This window comes from Pseudomonas sp. P108 (assembly GCF_032613195.1).
GTDB lineage: Bacteria > Pseudomonadota > Gammaproteobacteria > Pseudomonadales > Pseudomonadaceae > Aquipseudomonas.
On the sequence record NZ_CP126691.1, the window covers coordinates 1,552,319 to 1,566,988 of the forward strand.

Consider the following 14,670-nt stretch of genomic DNA (forward strand, 5'->3'; position numbering starts at 1 on the left):
TTTATGACTCAGCGACCGGGCAATCAATTGTTCGATGCCTACTTCACTGCCCGCGATATGCGTGAGGTGTTCTGCGATCAGGGCCGCGTGCAGGCCATGCTCGACTTCGAAGCGGCGCTGGCCCGGGCCGAGGCGCGGGTCGGTCTGATTCCTTCTGCGGCTGTCGCACCGATTGCTGCGGCGTGTAACGCGCGGTTGTATGACTTTGCGGCGCTGGGCGAGGCGATTGCCACGGCCGGCAATTCGGCGATTCCGTTGGTCAAAGCGTTGGGCAAGCAGATTGCCGCGACCAGTGCCGAAGCCGAGCGTTATGTGCATTTGGGGGCGACCAGTCAGGACGTGATGGACTCCGGGCTGGTGCTGCAATTGCGTCAGGCATTGGTGCTGATCGAAGACGATCTGGCGCAACTGGCCGACTCTCTCGCTGTTCAAGCCCAACGCCATGCTGCAACGCCGCTGGCCGGACGCACTTGGTTGCAACACGCGACGCCGGTGACCCTGGGCATGAAAATCGCCGGCTGGTTGGGCGCCGTGACTCGCAGCCGCCAGCGTCTGCGCGAACTCAAGCCGCGTCTGCTGGTGCTGCAATTTGGCGGTGCTTCCGGGACGCTCGCAGCCTTGGGCGAACAAGCCTTGCCGATTGCCGAAGCGCTGGCTGAAGAACTGCAACTGACCTTGCCGGAACAACCGTGGCACACCCAGCGTGATCGCGTGGTCGAGTTCGGCGCGGTGCTCGGTTTGATCGCCGGCAGCCTCGGCAAATTCGGCCGCGACATCAGCCTGTTGATGCAGACCGAAGCGGCTGAGGTTTTCGAGCCCTCGGCGCCTGGCAAGGGCGGTTCGTCGACCATGCCGCACAAACGTAATCCGGTCGGCGCGGCGGTGTTGATCGGCGCGGCGACGCGGGTGCCGGGTCTGGTCTCGACGCTGTTCAGCGCGATGCCCCAGGAACATGAACGCAGTCTCGGCCTGTGGCATGCCGAATGGGAAACCTTGCCGGAGATTTGCTGCCTCGTTTCCGGTTCGCTGCAACAAGCACGCTTGTTGGCCGATGGCCTGGAAGTCGATGCCGAGCGCATGGGCCGCAACCTCGAATTGACTCAGGGGCTGGTGCTGGCCGAAGCCGTCAGCATCGTCCTCGCCCAGCGTGTCGGCCGCGACACTGCGCATCATCTGCTTGAGCAATGCTGCAAACGCGCGGTGGCCGAGCAGCGCCATTTACGCGCAGTGCTAGGTGATGAACCGCAAGTCACTGCTGAGCTGAGCAACGCTGAACTCGATCATCTTTTGAACCCCGCCCATTATCTCGGTCAGGCGAAAACCTGGGTCGAGCGCGCGGTGGCCGAACACAACGCATTGTCTGACTGAAAGGAGAGGGCTGTGGCTTTCGTTCAACTCGCCGATGGCGAACTGCATTATCAAATCGAGGGCCCGGTCGATGCGCCGGTGCTGGTGTTGTCCAACTCGCTGGGCACCGATCTGCACATGTGGGACGCGCAGATGCCAGCGTTCACCGAGCACTTTCGCGTGCTGCGTTTCGATACCCGTGGCCATGGCCAATCGCTGGTGACGGCGGGCCCGTACAGCATCGAGCAACTCGGTCACGACGTGCTCGGTCTGCTGGATGCACTGCATATCGAGCGTGCGCATTTTTGCGGACTGTCGATGGGCGGCTTGATCGGCCAGTGGCTGGGCATCAATGCCGGGCATCGTCTGAACAAGCTGATCGTCTGCAACACCGCAGCTAAAATCGGCGATCCGTCGGTGTGGAACCCACGCATCGAAACCGTGCTGCGCGATGGCGCAGCGGCGATGGTTGCCCTGCGTGATGCGTCGATTGCCCGCTGGTTTACTCCGGATTTTTCGGCGGCGCATCCGGCGGCGGCCAAGCAGATTACCGACATGCTCGCAGCGACTTCGCCTGAAGGTTACGCGGCCAATTGTGCGGCGGTGCGTGATGCCGATTTCCGCGAGCAACTGGCGTCGATCAATGTGCCGTTGCTGGTGATCGCCGGGACTGAAGATGCGGTGACGCCGCCGTCTGGTGGGCACTTCATTCAGGAACATGTGCGCGGTGCCGAATATGCCGAGTTCTATGCGGCGCATCTGTCCAACGTGCAGGCCGGCGCAGATTTCAGTGATCGTGTCTTGGCGTTTTTGCAGGCTAAGTGAGGAAGTTTTTGTGGACGAGAAACAACGTTACGACGACGGCATGCAAGTGCGCCGCGCAGTGCTGGGTGATGCGCATGTCGATCGCAGCCTGACCACGCTGACCGAGTTCAACTCGGAGTTCCAGGAGATGATCACCCGGCATGCCTGGGGCGATATCTGGACGCGTCCGGGTTTGCCTCGGCACACGCGTAGCCTGATCACCATCGCGATGCTGATCGGCATGAACCGCGAAGGTGAGCTGAAACTTCACCTGCGTGCGGCGGCCAATAATGGCGTGAGCCGGGGCGAGATCAAGGAAGTGATCATGCAGAGTGCGATTTACTGCGGGATTCCGGCGGCGAATGCGACGTTTCATCTGGCTGAATCGGTGTGGGATGAGCTAGGAGTTGAATCCCGAGAATAGTCGTTGGCCGGGCTGACACCATCGCGAGCAGGCTCACTCCTACATTTGGAATGCGTTCCCCTGTAGGAGTGAGCCTGCTCGCGAAAGCGGTAGTGGCCGCGATACATCAAACCCTGGCAACAATAAATATCCGCTTGAACGCAAACAACGTACGCCCATCCCCCTCCTGCGGATAATGCTCATGCACCCGCATCAGATAGTGATAGATAAACCGCGTCTGTTCCTCTGGACTCAGCGCCTGCATCACCGGCCGCAGCGCCGAGACTTTCACCCAGTCGTACACCGGTGATTTGCCGTCGACTACCTGCAACTGCTCGGTCTCCCAGATATCCAGCGACGAGGTCAGCGGCGCGAGCAAACGGTAGTAATCCTCCAGTGCCAACAACGGCCGTGCGGCCATGCGCTGACGCAGTTCTGGTGTGCCTATTGGCGTGCCGCCGGGACCGCCGTCTTCGAGGGTGTCGAGCATCAGCCGATACCACAGCGCATCGCGCCAGTCCGGCATGTGCGCTGCCAGACAACCGCCGGGATTCAGATAACCGAGCAGATGCGGCAGCAGCGTTTCATGGCCCCCGATAAAGTGCAGTACGGCGGCAGCGAGCAGCAGATCCGCTGGCTGCTCTGGTTGCCAGTCGAGCAGATCGCAACACTTCCACTGCGCCCGGATCGGCAGACAGCGCGCTTCATCGAGCATCTGCGTGGAGCTGTCGACGCCCTGCAACTGCGCGCGCGGCCAGCGTTCGGCCAACAACTGCGTGGCAATGCCGGTGCCGCAGCCAAGGTCGTAAATGCGTTGCGGGTTGGGCAGGTCGACGCGGTCGAGCAATTCATGGACCGGGCGTTGCCTGAGACGGGAAAACTGCTGGTACGCCTTGGCGTCCCAGTCGGGTGTTGCGAGACGAGAGATCATTGAGGTGGTCCTCCGGTGATCGTTGGTGTCTTCCGATGACAACCTGGCTCCCAGCTTGAGGACCGACTACGACGACGGAAGCGGAAAGGTGAAGCACCTGAATCCTTCAGGTTTTGTCACTTTACCTGCCGGCCGGCGAAGTGCCACTTCTCCTGACCAATGGCTCAGAACCAATGTGGGAGCGAGCCTGCTCGCGAAGGCGGTGTATCAGTCAACATCTCTGTTGAATGTTAAGCCCTCTTCGCGAGCAGGCTCGCTCCCACAGGGGAATATCAGTGTTTAGAGGAGGCTGATCGGGTAGCTGACGATGAGTCGATTCTCGTCAAACTCGTTATTGCTGAAGTCCCGACGCATGGTCGAGTTGCGCCATCTGACGTTCAGATCCTTCAGCGCGCCGCTCTGCACGGTGTAGCCCAGTTCCGATTCGCGGCCCCATTCCTTGCCGTCGGTGATCGTCCCGGTGTGCACGTTGTCGCCGCTGATGTAGCGGTTCATCAGGGTCAGGCCGGGGATGCCCAATGCCACGAAGTTGTAGTCGTGACGCAGTTGCCAGGAGCGTTCCTGCGCATTGTCGTAGCTGGCGTTGTAGCTGTCGTTGGCCAGCGTGCCGCCGCTGGTGCCGTTGACGCGCATCCAGGCGCTGTCGCCGGTGAGTTTCTGCAGGCCGACGTAGAAGGTGTTGCCGCCGTACTTCGCCGAGAACATCCCCGACCAGGTTTTGTTGTCGAGGTCGCCGGCGCGGGCGCTGCCATCGTCCTTGCCGTAGAAGAAGCCAAGGTTGGCGCCGAGGGTCCAGTCGCCGAGTGGCTGGCTGTGGATCAGGTTGACGTATTGCTGGCTGTAGATGTCTTTGAGTTCGGCATTCCACAGGCCGATCTGTGTGCGTTTTTCGTTGAAAACGTACTCACCGCCCTGAAAGTTGAAGCGATCAGAGGTGAATGCCGCTTTGCCGGTCATCGACATGTCGCTCATGCTGCTGTCGTCGCGCGGGCTGTTGGCGCGGAACTGGCCGCCGTAGAGGGTCAGGCCGTCGATTTCCTTCGAAGTGATCTGCCCACCGCGGAAGGTCTGCGGCAGCGAGCGGCCGTCGTCCGAACGCAGGATCGGCAGCACCGGCATCCACTCACCGACCTTCACTTCGGTCTGCGAAAGCTTGGCTTTGAAGGCGACGTTGGTGCGGCCGAAGTTGTCGGCCGGACGACCGTCGCGATCCAGCGGCAATAACTGGGTGCCGCCCGTGCCTTTGCCGCCATCGAGCTTTACCGAATACAGGCCGAGCACATCCATGCCGAAGCCGACGGTACCTTGGGTGAAGCCGGATCTGGCGTCGAGAATGAAGCTCTGCGTCCATTCTTCAGCCTTGCCCTGGGCCTTGGTCGGGTTGGTGAAGTTGCGATTGATGTAGAAGTTGCGCAGGTTCAGGTTGACCTTCGCGCCCTCGATGAAGCCGGCTTCTTCAGCCGCAGCGGGCAGCGCCGCGCTGGCTAGAGCCAGGGCGATCAGACCGGGAAATGCGTAAGGCGCAGGGGAAGCTGTCATGGGCTCGGGTCTCTCTTGTTTTTTTAAGGCGAACGGGTGCGCTGCGGCCGTTTTTTACGGTGCAGAAATGCGATGAATTCAGGGGGTGAAGCGACGGCGATCAGCCGGTCGGAGCAGGGCGCGGGAGCATGGTGTCGAACCTGTTGTTATTGGTTTTGTTGATCGAATGGTGCGGGGGGCGGATGTTCGGATTCAATTGGGTAAAGCGGGTTTTGGGCGATTATCGAACGCAAGATTAAGCCGGGTTTTTGGTTGAATGTGCGGGCCTCTTCGCGAGCAGGCCAGCCCAAACAACATACCTTTCTGACAGGCAACAAAAAGCCCACCAATCGGTGGGCTCCTTGTGTTCACCTGATGATGATCAGAACAACTTCATCTTCGGTGCTTCTTCTTTCAGCGGTTCGTTCTGCGCGGTCTGCGCATTCCAGCCACCGCCCAGGGCCTTGTACAGGTTGACCGCACTGGTCAGCTGCGCGAGGCGGTCGGTGATCAGCGCTTGTTGCGCGCTGAACAGCTGACGCTGGGCATCGAGGAAGGTCAGGTTGCTGTCGACGCCGATGCGGTAGCGACGTTCGGCCAGACGGTAGTAATCCTGGTTGGCCTGAACGAAGTCACGCTGCGCTTGCAGCTGTTCGGTGTAGGTCTGGCGGGCGGCCAGGCCGTCGGCGACTTCCTGGAAGGCCGTTTGAATGGACTTCTCGTAGTTCGCCACGCCGATGTCCTTCTGGATCTTGGCGTAGTCGAGGCTGGCGCGCAGGCTGCCGGCGTTGAAGATCGGCAGGTTGATCTGCGGCTGGAACAGCCACGTTCCCGAACCACCCTTGAACAGGCCGGACAGATCCGGGCTCAGGCTGCCCGCGTTGGCGGTCAGGCTGATGCTCGGGAAGAACGCTGCACGGGCCGCGCCGATGTTGGCGTTGGCCGCTTTCAGGTTGTATTCCGCTTGCAGGATATCCGGACGACGTTGCAGCAGGTCCGAAGGCAGACCGGCCGGTACGTCGCTGAGCAGGTCATCCGACAGCGGCTTGGCCGCTTGCAGATTGGCCGGGATACCGGTGCCGAGCAGCAGCGTCAGGCTGTTTTCGTCCTGTGCCACCTGGCGGGTGTAACGCGCCAGTTGTGCCCGGGCGTTCTCGACCGAGGTGCGCGACTGCGCCAGATCCAGCGCCGAAGCCACACCGACTTCGTTGCTGCGGCTGGTCAGCTTGTAGCTTTCTTCGAAGGCACCGAGGGTGTCCTGGGTCAGCTTGAGCAGTTCCTTGTCCGCTTGCCAGGTCAGGTAAGCGTTGGCGACGCTGGCGACCAGACTGATCTGGGTGCTGCGCCGTGCTTCTTCGGTGGCGAAGTACTGTTGCAACGCTTGTTCGCTAAGGCTGCGAACCCGACCGAACAGGTCGAGTTCGTAGGCGCTGATGCCGACGGTGGCCGAGTAGGAACTGGTGATGCCCGCTTCACCGGTCTGCGATGCACGAGCCGGAACTCGCTGACGGCTGCCGCTTGCATTGGCCGAAACCGCCGGGAACAGGTCGGCACGCTGGATGCGGTATTGAGCCGCATAAGCGTCGATGTTCAGTGCCGCGACACGCAGGTCACGGTTGTTTTCCAGCGAAACCTGAATCAGCTGTTGCAGCGCCGGGTCATGAAAAAACTGTTTCCAGCCCTGCTCGGCAGCGGCCTGCGCCGGAGCCTGGGCCGGCGAATACGCCGGCCCCTGCGGGAACTGACCTGCGACCGGAGCCTCAGGCTGCTGATAGTCAGGTATCAGCGAGCAACCGCTCAGCACGAAGGCGGCGACTGCGATGGAGAGTAGCGACTTGCTCATTGGCCAGCCTCTTTAGGAGTTTCAGTAGCTTCATCCTCGTCAGCGATTTTACGCTGGCCCAGGGACGAAACCGTAACGAAGAACAGTGGGACCCAGAAGATCGCCAGGATCGTGGCCGTGAGCATACCGCCAATCACGCCCGTACCGATCGCATGTTGACTGCCTGAACCGGCGCCCGTGGAAATCGCCAACGGTACAACACCGAGGACGAAGGCCAGCGAGGTCATGATGATCGGTCGCAGACGCATGCGGCACGCTTCAATCGCCGCATCCCGCAGGCTGCGCCCTTGCTCATGCAGTTCCTTGGCGAACTCGACGATCAGAATGGCGTTTTTAGCCGCCAGACCGATGGTCGTCAACAGGCCGACCTGGAAGTACACGTCGTTGGACAGACCGCGCAGGCTGGTGGCCAGCAGCGCACCGATGATCCCCAGCGGCACCACGAGCATAACCGCGATCGGAATCGACCAGCTCTCGTACAGCGCCGCCAGACACAGGAACACCATCAGCAGCGACAGGGCGTACAGCGCCGGCGCTTGCGAGCCGGACAGACGTTCCTCATAAGACAGACCCGTCCAGGAGATACCGACACCCGCCGGCAGCTTCTTGGCAATCGCTTCGACTTCGGCCATCGCATCACCGGTGGAGTAACCCGGCGCCGGAGAACCGAGGATCTCCATCGCTTCTACACCGTTGTAACGCGCCAGTTTGGGCGAACCGTAGATCCACTCGCCCTTGGCGAACGCGGAGAACGGCACCATGGTCCCGGCGCTGTTGCGCACGTACCACTTCTTCAAGTCTTCAGGGCTCATGCGAGCACCGGCCTGACCTTGCACGTACACCTTCTTCACCCGACCACGGTCGATGAAGTCGTTGACGTAGCTACTACCGAAGGAGATCGACAGCGTGCTGTTGATGTCGGCAATGCTCACGCCGAGGGCCTGGGCCTTCTGATCGTCGATTTCCAGGTGGTATTGCGGCTCGTCGTTCAAGCCGTTCGGACGCACCTGATAAAGCACCTTGCTCTGCGCGGCCAGACCGAGGAACTGGTTGCGCGCCTCCATCAGTTTTTCGTGACCGATACCGGCACGGTCCTGCAGGAACACGTCGAAACCGGTGGCGTTACCCAATTCCAGTACCGCTGGCGGGGCGAAAGCAAACACCATCGCGTCGCGGAAGCTGAAGAAGTGTTGCTGCGCACGCTGGGCGAGGGCGAACACGCTGTTGCTCGCGTCACGCTCGTCCCACGGTTTGAGCATGATGAACGCCAGACCCGAGCTCTGACCGCGACCGGCGAAGTTGAAGCCGTTAACGGTGAACACCGAGGACACCGCACCGGATTCTTTCTCCAGCAGGTAGGAACGCATTTCGTCGATCACGACTTGGGTACGTTCGGCACTGGAGCCGGCCGGGGTTTGCACCTGGGCGAACAGTACGCCTTGGTCTTCTTCCGGCAGGAACGCGGTTGGAATACGGGTGAACAGCCAGATCATGCCGACCACGATCAGCAGATAGGCGAGCAGGTACGGCGCTTTGCGCGACAGCATGTTGCCGACACCGCGCTCGTAGCTCTGCACACCACGGTCGAAATTGCGGTTGAACCAGCCAAAGAAACCCTTCTTCGGCGTGCCATGCTCGCCTTTCGGAATTGCCTTGAGCATGGTTGCGCACAGCGCCGGGGTGAAGATCAGCGCGACCAGTACCGACAGGGCCATGGCCGAGACGATGGTGATCGAGAACTGCTTGTAGATCACACCGGTGGAACCGCTGAAGAACGCCATCGGCAGCAATACCGCCGACAGCACCAGCGCGATACCGACCAGGGCGCCCTGGATCTGGCCCATGGACTTCTTGGTCGCTTCCTTCGGTGACAAGCCTTCCTCGCTCATCACCCGCTCGACGTTTTCCACCACCACGATGGCGTCGTCCACCAGCAAGCCGATGGCCAACACCATGCCGAACATGGTCAGGGTGTTGATGCTGAAACCGAATGCCGCGAGGATGCCGAACGTACCGAGCAATACCACCGGCACAGTCATCGTGGTGATGACGGTAGCGCGGAAGTTCTGCAGGAACAGGAACATCACCAGGAACACCAGCACGATCGCTTCGACCAGGGTTTCAACCACACCCTTGATCGACTCGGTCACCACCGGGGTGGTGTCGTACGGGAACACCACTTCCATGCCTTGCGGGAAGAACGGCTTGAGTTCGTCAATCGTCTTGCGCAGGGCTTTGGCGGTGTCGAGGGCGTTGGCGCCGTTGGCCAGTTTTACCGCCAGACCGGAGGACGGTTTGCCGTTGAACTGTGCGGAAATGGTCGAGTTCTCACCACCCAGACCGACATCGGCGACATCACCGACGCGCACTTGCGAGCCGTCCTGATTGACCTTCAGCAGAATCGCCTTGAACTGCTCAGCGGTCTGCAGACGGGTCTTGCCGATGATCGTCGCGTTCAGTTGCTGACCTGGCAGCGCCGGCAAACCGCCGAGCTGACCGGACGACACCTGGACGTTCTGCGCCGAGATGGCGGAGCTGACATCAGACGGGGTCAGGTTGTACTTGTTCAGCTTGGCCGGATCGAGCCAGATGCGCATCGCGTACTGGGCACCGAAGACCTGGAAGTCACCGACACCGGCGGTCCGCGAGATCGGGTCCTGCATGTTCGACACGATGTAGTTGGACAAGTCATCCTTGGTCATGCTGCCGTCACGCGAGACCACACCGATCACCAAGAGGAAGTTTTTCACTGCCTTGGTGACGCGGATACCTTGTTGCTGCACTTCCTGCGGCAACAGCGGGGTAGCGAGGTTCAGCTTGTTCTGAACCTGCACCTGCGCGGTGTCGGAGTTGGTGCCTTGCTCGAAGGTCGCGGTGATGGTCATGCTGCCGTCGGAGTTACTTTCCGAGGACACATAACGCAGGTTGTCGATACCGTTGAGCTGCTGCTCGATCACCTGGACCACGGTGTCCTGCACGGTTTGCGCCGAAGCGCCCGGGTAGGTCACGGAGATCGCAATGGCCGGCGGCGCAATGCTCGGGTACTGGTTGATCGGCAATTTCAGGATCGAAAGTGCCCCGACCAGCATGATCACCAGGGCAATTACCCAAGCGAAAATCGGACGGTCGATGAAGAATTTTGACATGGATTACTCCCCTTTGCCGCCGGCGGCTTTGTCAGCTGCCTGAGCGGGGGCCGGGTTCTTGTTGCCTACGTTAGTGGCTTCGGTCGGGTTGACCTGAACACCTGGACGCACGTACTGCAGGCCTTCGGTGATCAAGCGATCGCCGGCCTTCAGGCCGTCTTCGATCAGCCACTGGCTGCCGACGGTGCGGCTGGCCTTGAGCTGACGCAGTTCGACCTTGTTATCGGCGCCGACGACCAGTGCGGTCGGAGTGCCTTTGAGGTCACGGGTCACGCCTTGTTGCGGCGCCAGAATGGCCGCAGCGTTGACGCCGGCCTGCAACTGGGCGCGGACGAACATGCCTGGCAGCAGGGTGTGATCCGGGTTCGGGAACACGGCGCGCAAGGTCACGGAACCGGTAGTCGGGTCAACCGTGACTTCGGAGAATTCCAGCTTACCGTCAAGCTTGTACTGGCTGCCGTCTTCCAGGGTCAGTTTGACCGCTGCGGCGGTATCGCCGGACTTCTGCAGGCGACCGCTTTCCAGCTCGCGGCGCAGCTCCAGCAGTTCAACCGAGGACTGGGTGACGTCGACGTAGATCGGGTCCAGTTGCTGGATCGTTGCCATCGCGTCGGTCTGGCCATTGCTGACCAGTGCACCTTCGGTGACCGAAGAACGACCGATGCGGCCGGAGATCGGCGCGTACACCTTGGTGTAACGCACGTTGATCTGCGCGGTCTGCAACGACGCTTCCGATTCCATGCGGTTGGACACGGCGGTGTCGTATTCCTGACGGCTCACGGCCTGCTCGTCGACCAGTTGCTTGTAGCGGTCGGAGATCGACTTGGTCGAACGCAGGTTGGCTTCAGCGCTTTTCAGGGTCGCTTCATAGACCGACGGATCGATCTGATACAGCTGCTGGCCGGCTTTGACATCGCCGCCTTCCTTGAACAGACGCTTGAGAATGATGCCGTTGACCTGCGGGCGAACTTCAGCGATGCGGAACGCACTGGTGCGGCCCGGCAGTTCCGACGTGAGGGTAAAGGCTTGTGGTTGCAGGGTGACGACGCCGACCTGAGGCGGTGGAGCGGCCGGGGCCGCTTCTTCCTTTTTACATCCGCTGAGCAGCGATGCCAGGGCGACGGCAGTGACCAGAGCGGTAACAGCTGGCTTGAATTGCATGAAAATCCTCGGGTCAGGCGCGCGAAAAGCGCACAAGAAGTGTGGAAGGGTAAAAAAAGGTTACCGGGTGGATAAGTAGCTTGCTAAGGAATATACTTACGTTCATGGTTGTTTGTAAACACCCTGGCGTCGTATCCACCCTGTTACAAAAAACGGCGCAAGGTTTGAAATTGTAGGCTGGGGAGCCGATTCATGAGAGATCGCCCCCTCTTTATTCAGCGGATATTCAGCCATCCCTGAAACATCCTGTTTGAGGTTTTACTGCCATGGTCCGTCGTACCAAAGAGGAAGCTCAGGAGACCCGTAGCCAGATTCTGGAAGCGGCAGAGAAAGCCTTTTATGAAAGGGGCGTTGCGCGCACGACCCTGGCGGATATCGCGGCCCTGGCCGGCGTCACGCGCGGTGCCATTTACTGGCATTTCAGCAACAAGGCCGATCTGGTGCAGGCGATGCTCGATTCGTTGCGTGAGCCGCTGGATGAACTGGCCAGAGCCAGCGAAAGTGAAGACGAGCTCGATCCGCTGGGCTGCATGCGCCAACTGCTGATTCATTTGTTTCATCAAGTTGCGCTGGACCCGAAAACCCGGCGTATCAACGAAATTCTGTTTCATAAGTGCGAGTTCACCGATGAAATGTGCGATTTGCGCCAGCAGCGCCGGGACGTCAGTCTCGATTGCAATGAGCGCATCGCTCTGACGTTGCGTAATGCGGTGAATCGCGGCCAGTTGCCGGAAGATCTCGACACTGCCCGCGCGGCCATCAGCATTCACAGCTATATCGATGGCCTTCTGTATGGATGGCTTCTGGCGCCGGACAGCTTTGAGCTACATGCCGAGGCCGAGCGTTGGGTCGATACAGGGTTGGATATGCTGCGCCTGAGCCCCAGCCTGCGCAAATGAAACAAAATGCGTAATTGGCACAGCTTATGTCAATTGGCCTGCCTTTATATACGTTTGCGGCGGGGAGTTTATACGTAGCGAGCTACGCATTTTGTAGGGAATTTGTGTCGTCTGTGTGAACAAGTGTTGGCCGCTTGCCCTCACCCTAGCCCTCTCCCAGAGGGAGAGGGGACTGACCGAGGTGTTCTTTCGAGATACGCCGACGTGAAAAGTCCAGTCGAACTCAGGTCCCGAACATTCCCTGATCGGCTCCCTCTCCCTCGGGAGAGGGCTGGGGTGAGGGGCTACGTACTCAGCCGCGCAATAACTCTCCAGGCGAACACAAAAAAGCCCCCGACTCTCACAAGTCGGGGGCTTTGTGTTTCTGCTTCTTACAGCGCTGGATAGTCGATATAACCGACCGGGCCTTTGCCGTAGAAGGTTTCCGGGTGCGCATCATTAAGCGGCGCATCAGCCTTCAGACGAGCCGGCAGATCCGGGTTGGCAATGAACGGCACGCCGAACGCCACAGCGTCAGCCTTGCCGCTGGCCAGCCATTCATTGGCGCTGTCCTTGGTGAATTTTTCGTTGGCGATGTACGGGCCACCGAAAGCTTCTTTCAGTTGTGGACCGAGGCTGTCGGCACCTTCTTTCTCACGGGAGCAGATGAACGCGATGCCGCGTTTGCCCAGCTCACGAGCCACGTAAGTGAAGGTTTCCGCCAGGTTTTCGTCGCCCATATCGTGGGAGTCAGCGCGCGGTGCCAGGTGCACACCGACACGGCCGGCGCCCCAGACTTCGATCGCGGCGTCAGTCACTTCCAGCAGCAGGCGCGCACGGTTTTCCAGCGAGCCACCGTAATTGTCGGTGCGCTGGTTGGTGCTGCTTTGCAGGAACTGGTCGAGCAGGTAACCGTTGGCGCCGTGGATTTCCACGCCGTCGAAACCGGCCGCTTTGGCGTTTTCGGCGCCGGTGCGGTAGGCGTCGACGATGTCGGCGATTTCAGCGGTTTCCAGTGCACGCGGAGTCGGGTAGTCGGCCAGTGGGCGAACCAGGCTGACGTGACCTTTCGGCTGGATCGCGCTCGGAGCGACGGGTGCTTCACCGTTGAGGTACGACGGGTGGGAAACCCGGCCGACGTGCCACAGTTGCAGGAAGATCTTGCCGCCGGCAGCGTGAATGGCTTTGGTCACGTTGGCCCAGCCGCGCACTTGATCGTTGGACCAGATGCCCGGGGTGTCCGGGTAGCCAACGCCCATTGGCGTCACCGAGGTGGCTTCGCTGAGGATCAGGCCAGCGGAAGCACGCTGTACGTAGTACTCGGCCATCAACGCGTTTGGCACGCGACCTTCGTCGGCGCGGCAGCGGGTCAATGGGGCCATGATGATGCGGTTGGCCAGCTCGATGTCGCCGAGTTTGATCGGATCGAAAATAGTTGCCATGTCTACAACCCTCGTAAGTGGAAAGTAATCAGTTAGTTGCCGGGGCCAGATCGGCATTGCCGTTCTGACGGAAAGTAATCAGCGTCACCAGCAGGGCGAGCACGGCCAGGGCGGCGGCTGCGAGCGGTACGCTGGTCAGGCCGAAGCCGTGGGCGATGACACTGCCGCCAACCCAGGCGCCGAGCGCGTTACCGACGTTGAAGGCGCCGATGTTCAGGGTCGACACCAGGTTCGGTGCGGCTTTGCCGAAGGTCACCACGTTGACTTGCAGCGCCGGCACGGCGGCGAAACACGCGGTGGCCCAGAGGAACAGGGTGATTTCGGTCGGGATCAGCGCGACGCTGGTCCAGGTCAGCACGGTGGAGACCACGGCCATGGCGATGAATACGCCGATCAGCGTGGCGGCCATGCCTTTGTCGGCGAGTTTGCCGCCGATGATGTTGCCGACGGTCAGGCCCAGGCCGATCAGCATCAGTGTCCAGGTCACGCCACGGGGCGACACGCCGGTGACTTCGCCGAGCAGCGGGGCAACGTAGGTGAACAGGGTGAAGACGGACGCGGCGAACAGCGCGGTCATGCTCAGCGACAGCCAGATCCCGGCACCTTTGAGGGCGGCGAGTTCGGCGCGCATGTCGAGTTTTTCTTCTTCACGCTTGGCCGGCAGGAAGCGGATCAGGCCGATCAGCGCAATCACACCGATAACGGTCACCGCCCAGAATGTCGAGCGCCAGCCATATTGCTGACCCAGCGCAGTGCCCAGCGGTACACCGAGGACGTTGGCCAGGGTCAGACCGGTGAACATCAACGCTACCGCCGACGCACGCTTGTTGGCCGGCACCAGATTGGCCGCTACCACCGAACCGATGCCGAAGAACGCACCGTGGCACAGCGCGGTGATCACGCGGGCAAACATCAGCACGTTGTAATCACTGGCAATGGCGCAGAGCAAGTTGCCGACAATAAAAATGCCCATCAACGCCACCAGTGCTGCTTTGCGCGGCAGTCTGGCGGTGGCCATTGCCATGAACGGCGCACCGATCGCCACGCCGAGGGCGTAACCGGTCACCAGCCAGCCGGCGCCGGGGATCGACACACCGAGGTCGGCCGCCACATCGGGCAGCAGGCCCATGATGACGAATTCGGTGGTGCCGATGGCGAAGGCGCTCAAGGCGAGTATGAGTAGCGAGAGGGGCATGC

At 60.8% G+C, this 14,670-nt stretch carries 11 protein-coding genes; 4 read left to right on the forward strand and 7 right to left on the reverse strand.

Going from position 1 to position 14,670, the window contains the following annotated elements:
* The first annotated feature begins 3 nt into the window (after nt 1-3).
* The 3 genes from QOM10_RS06785 to pcaC are packed head-to-tail and all read left to right on the forward strand — an operon-like array spanning nt 4 to nt 2,575.
* Nucleotides 4-1,368, forward strand: coding sequence for a 3-carboxy-cis,cis-muconate cycloisomerase (locus tag QOM10_RS06785; protein ID WP_150775303.1), 1,365 nt, complete (start codon nt 4-6; stop codon nt 1,366-1,368).
* A 12-nt stretch (nt 1,369-1,380) separates the two neighbouring features.
* Nucleotides 1,381-2,172 carry a 3-oxoadipate enol-lactonase gene (pcaD, locus tag QOM10_RS06790; RefSeq protein WP_316917774.1) on the forward strand — a complete coding sequence of 264 codons (792 nt, stop codon included), beginning with the start codon at nt 1,381-1,383 and terminating at the stop codon, nt 2,170-2,172.
* Nucleotides 2,173-2,182: 10 nt separating this feature from the next.
* Complete coding sequence (pcaC, locus tag QOM10_RS06795; RefSeq protein WP_025110738.1) at nt 2,183-2,575, forward strand: 4-carboxymuconolactone decarboxylase; 393 nt, start codon at nt 2,183-2,185, stop codon at nt 2,573-2,575.
* Between the two features lie 106 nt (nt 2,576-2,681).
* On the opposite strand, the gene QOM10_RS06800 is transcribed toward pcaC, so the two are convergent.
* From QOM10_RS06800 to QOM10_RS06820, 5 genes are all read right to left on the reverse strand, one after another.
* The gene (locus QOM10_RS06800; protein WP_150775305.1) at nt 2,682-3,485 is read right to left on the reverse strand and encodes a methyltransferase domain-containing protein; all 804 of its coding nucleotides are present in this window, start codon (nt 3,483-3,485) and stop codon (nt 2,682-2,684) included.
* Nucleotides 3,486-3,764: 279 nt separating this feature from the next.
* The gene (locus tag QOM10_RS06805) at nt 3,765-5,024 is read right to left on the reverse strand and encodes an OprD family porin (RefSeq protein ID WP_150749359.1); all 1,260 of its coding nucleotides are present in this window, start codon (nt 5,022-5,024) and stop codon (nt 3,765-3,767) included.
* A gap of 361 nt (nt 5,025-5,385) precedes the next feature.
* A complete protein-coding gene (gene emhC / locus QOM10_RS06810) occupies nt 5,386-6,846 on the reverse strand; it encodes an efflux RND transporter outer membrane subunit EmhC (RefSeq protein ID WP_127926133.1) in 1,461 nt (486 codons plus the stop codon).
* A complete protein-coding gene (gene emhB / locus QOM10_RS06815; protein WP_127926134.1) occupies nt 6,843-9,992 on the reverse strand; it encodes an efflux RND transporter permease subunit EmhB in 3,150 nt (1,049 codons plus the stop codon). The genes emhC and emhB overlap by 4 nt, the downstream gene beginning before the upstream one ends.
* A 3-nt stretch (nt 9,993-9,995) precedes the next feature.
* Complete coding sequence (locus QOM10_RS06820) at nt 9,996-11,153, reverse strand: efflux RND transporter periplasmic adaptor subunit (protein WP_150749358.1); 1,158 nt, start codon at nt 11,151-11,153, stop codon at nt 9,996-9,998.
* 266 nt (nt 11,154-11,419) lie between these two features.
* Here QOM10_RS06820 and emhR point away from each other — a divergent pair, with 266 nt between their 5' ends.
* Entirely contained in the window at nt 11,420-12,052 is a 633-nt protein-coding gene (gene emhR / locus QOM10_RS06825; protein WP_007917080.1) for an efflux system transcriptional repressor EmhR, read from the forward strand.
* A 371-nt stretch (nt 12,053-12,423) separates the two neighbouring features.
* Here the strand turns inward: emhR and QOM10_RS06830 are convergent, their stop codons facing one another.
* Together QOM10_RS06830 and QOM10_RS06835 are read right to left on the reverse strand one after the other, a co-directional pair.
* Complete coding sequence (locus QOM10_RS06830) at nt 12,424-13,473, reverse strand: alkene reductase (RefSeq protein ID WP_316917775.1); 1,050 nt, start codon at nt 13,471-13,473, stop codon at nt 12,424-12,426.
* 28 nt (nt 13,474-13,501) lie between these two features.
* Nucleotides 13,502-14,668, reverse strand: coding sequence for an MFS transporter (locus QOM10_RS06835; protein WP_316917776.1), 1,167 nt, complete (start codon nt 14,666-14,668; stop codon nt 13,502-13,504).
* Between the last annotated feature and the right edge of the window lie 2 nt (nt 14,669-14,670).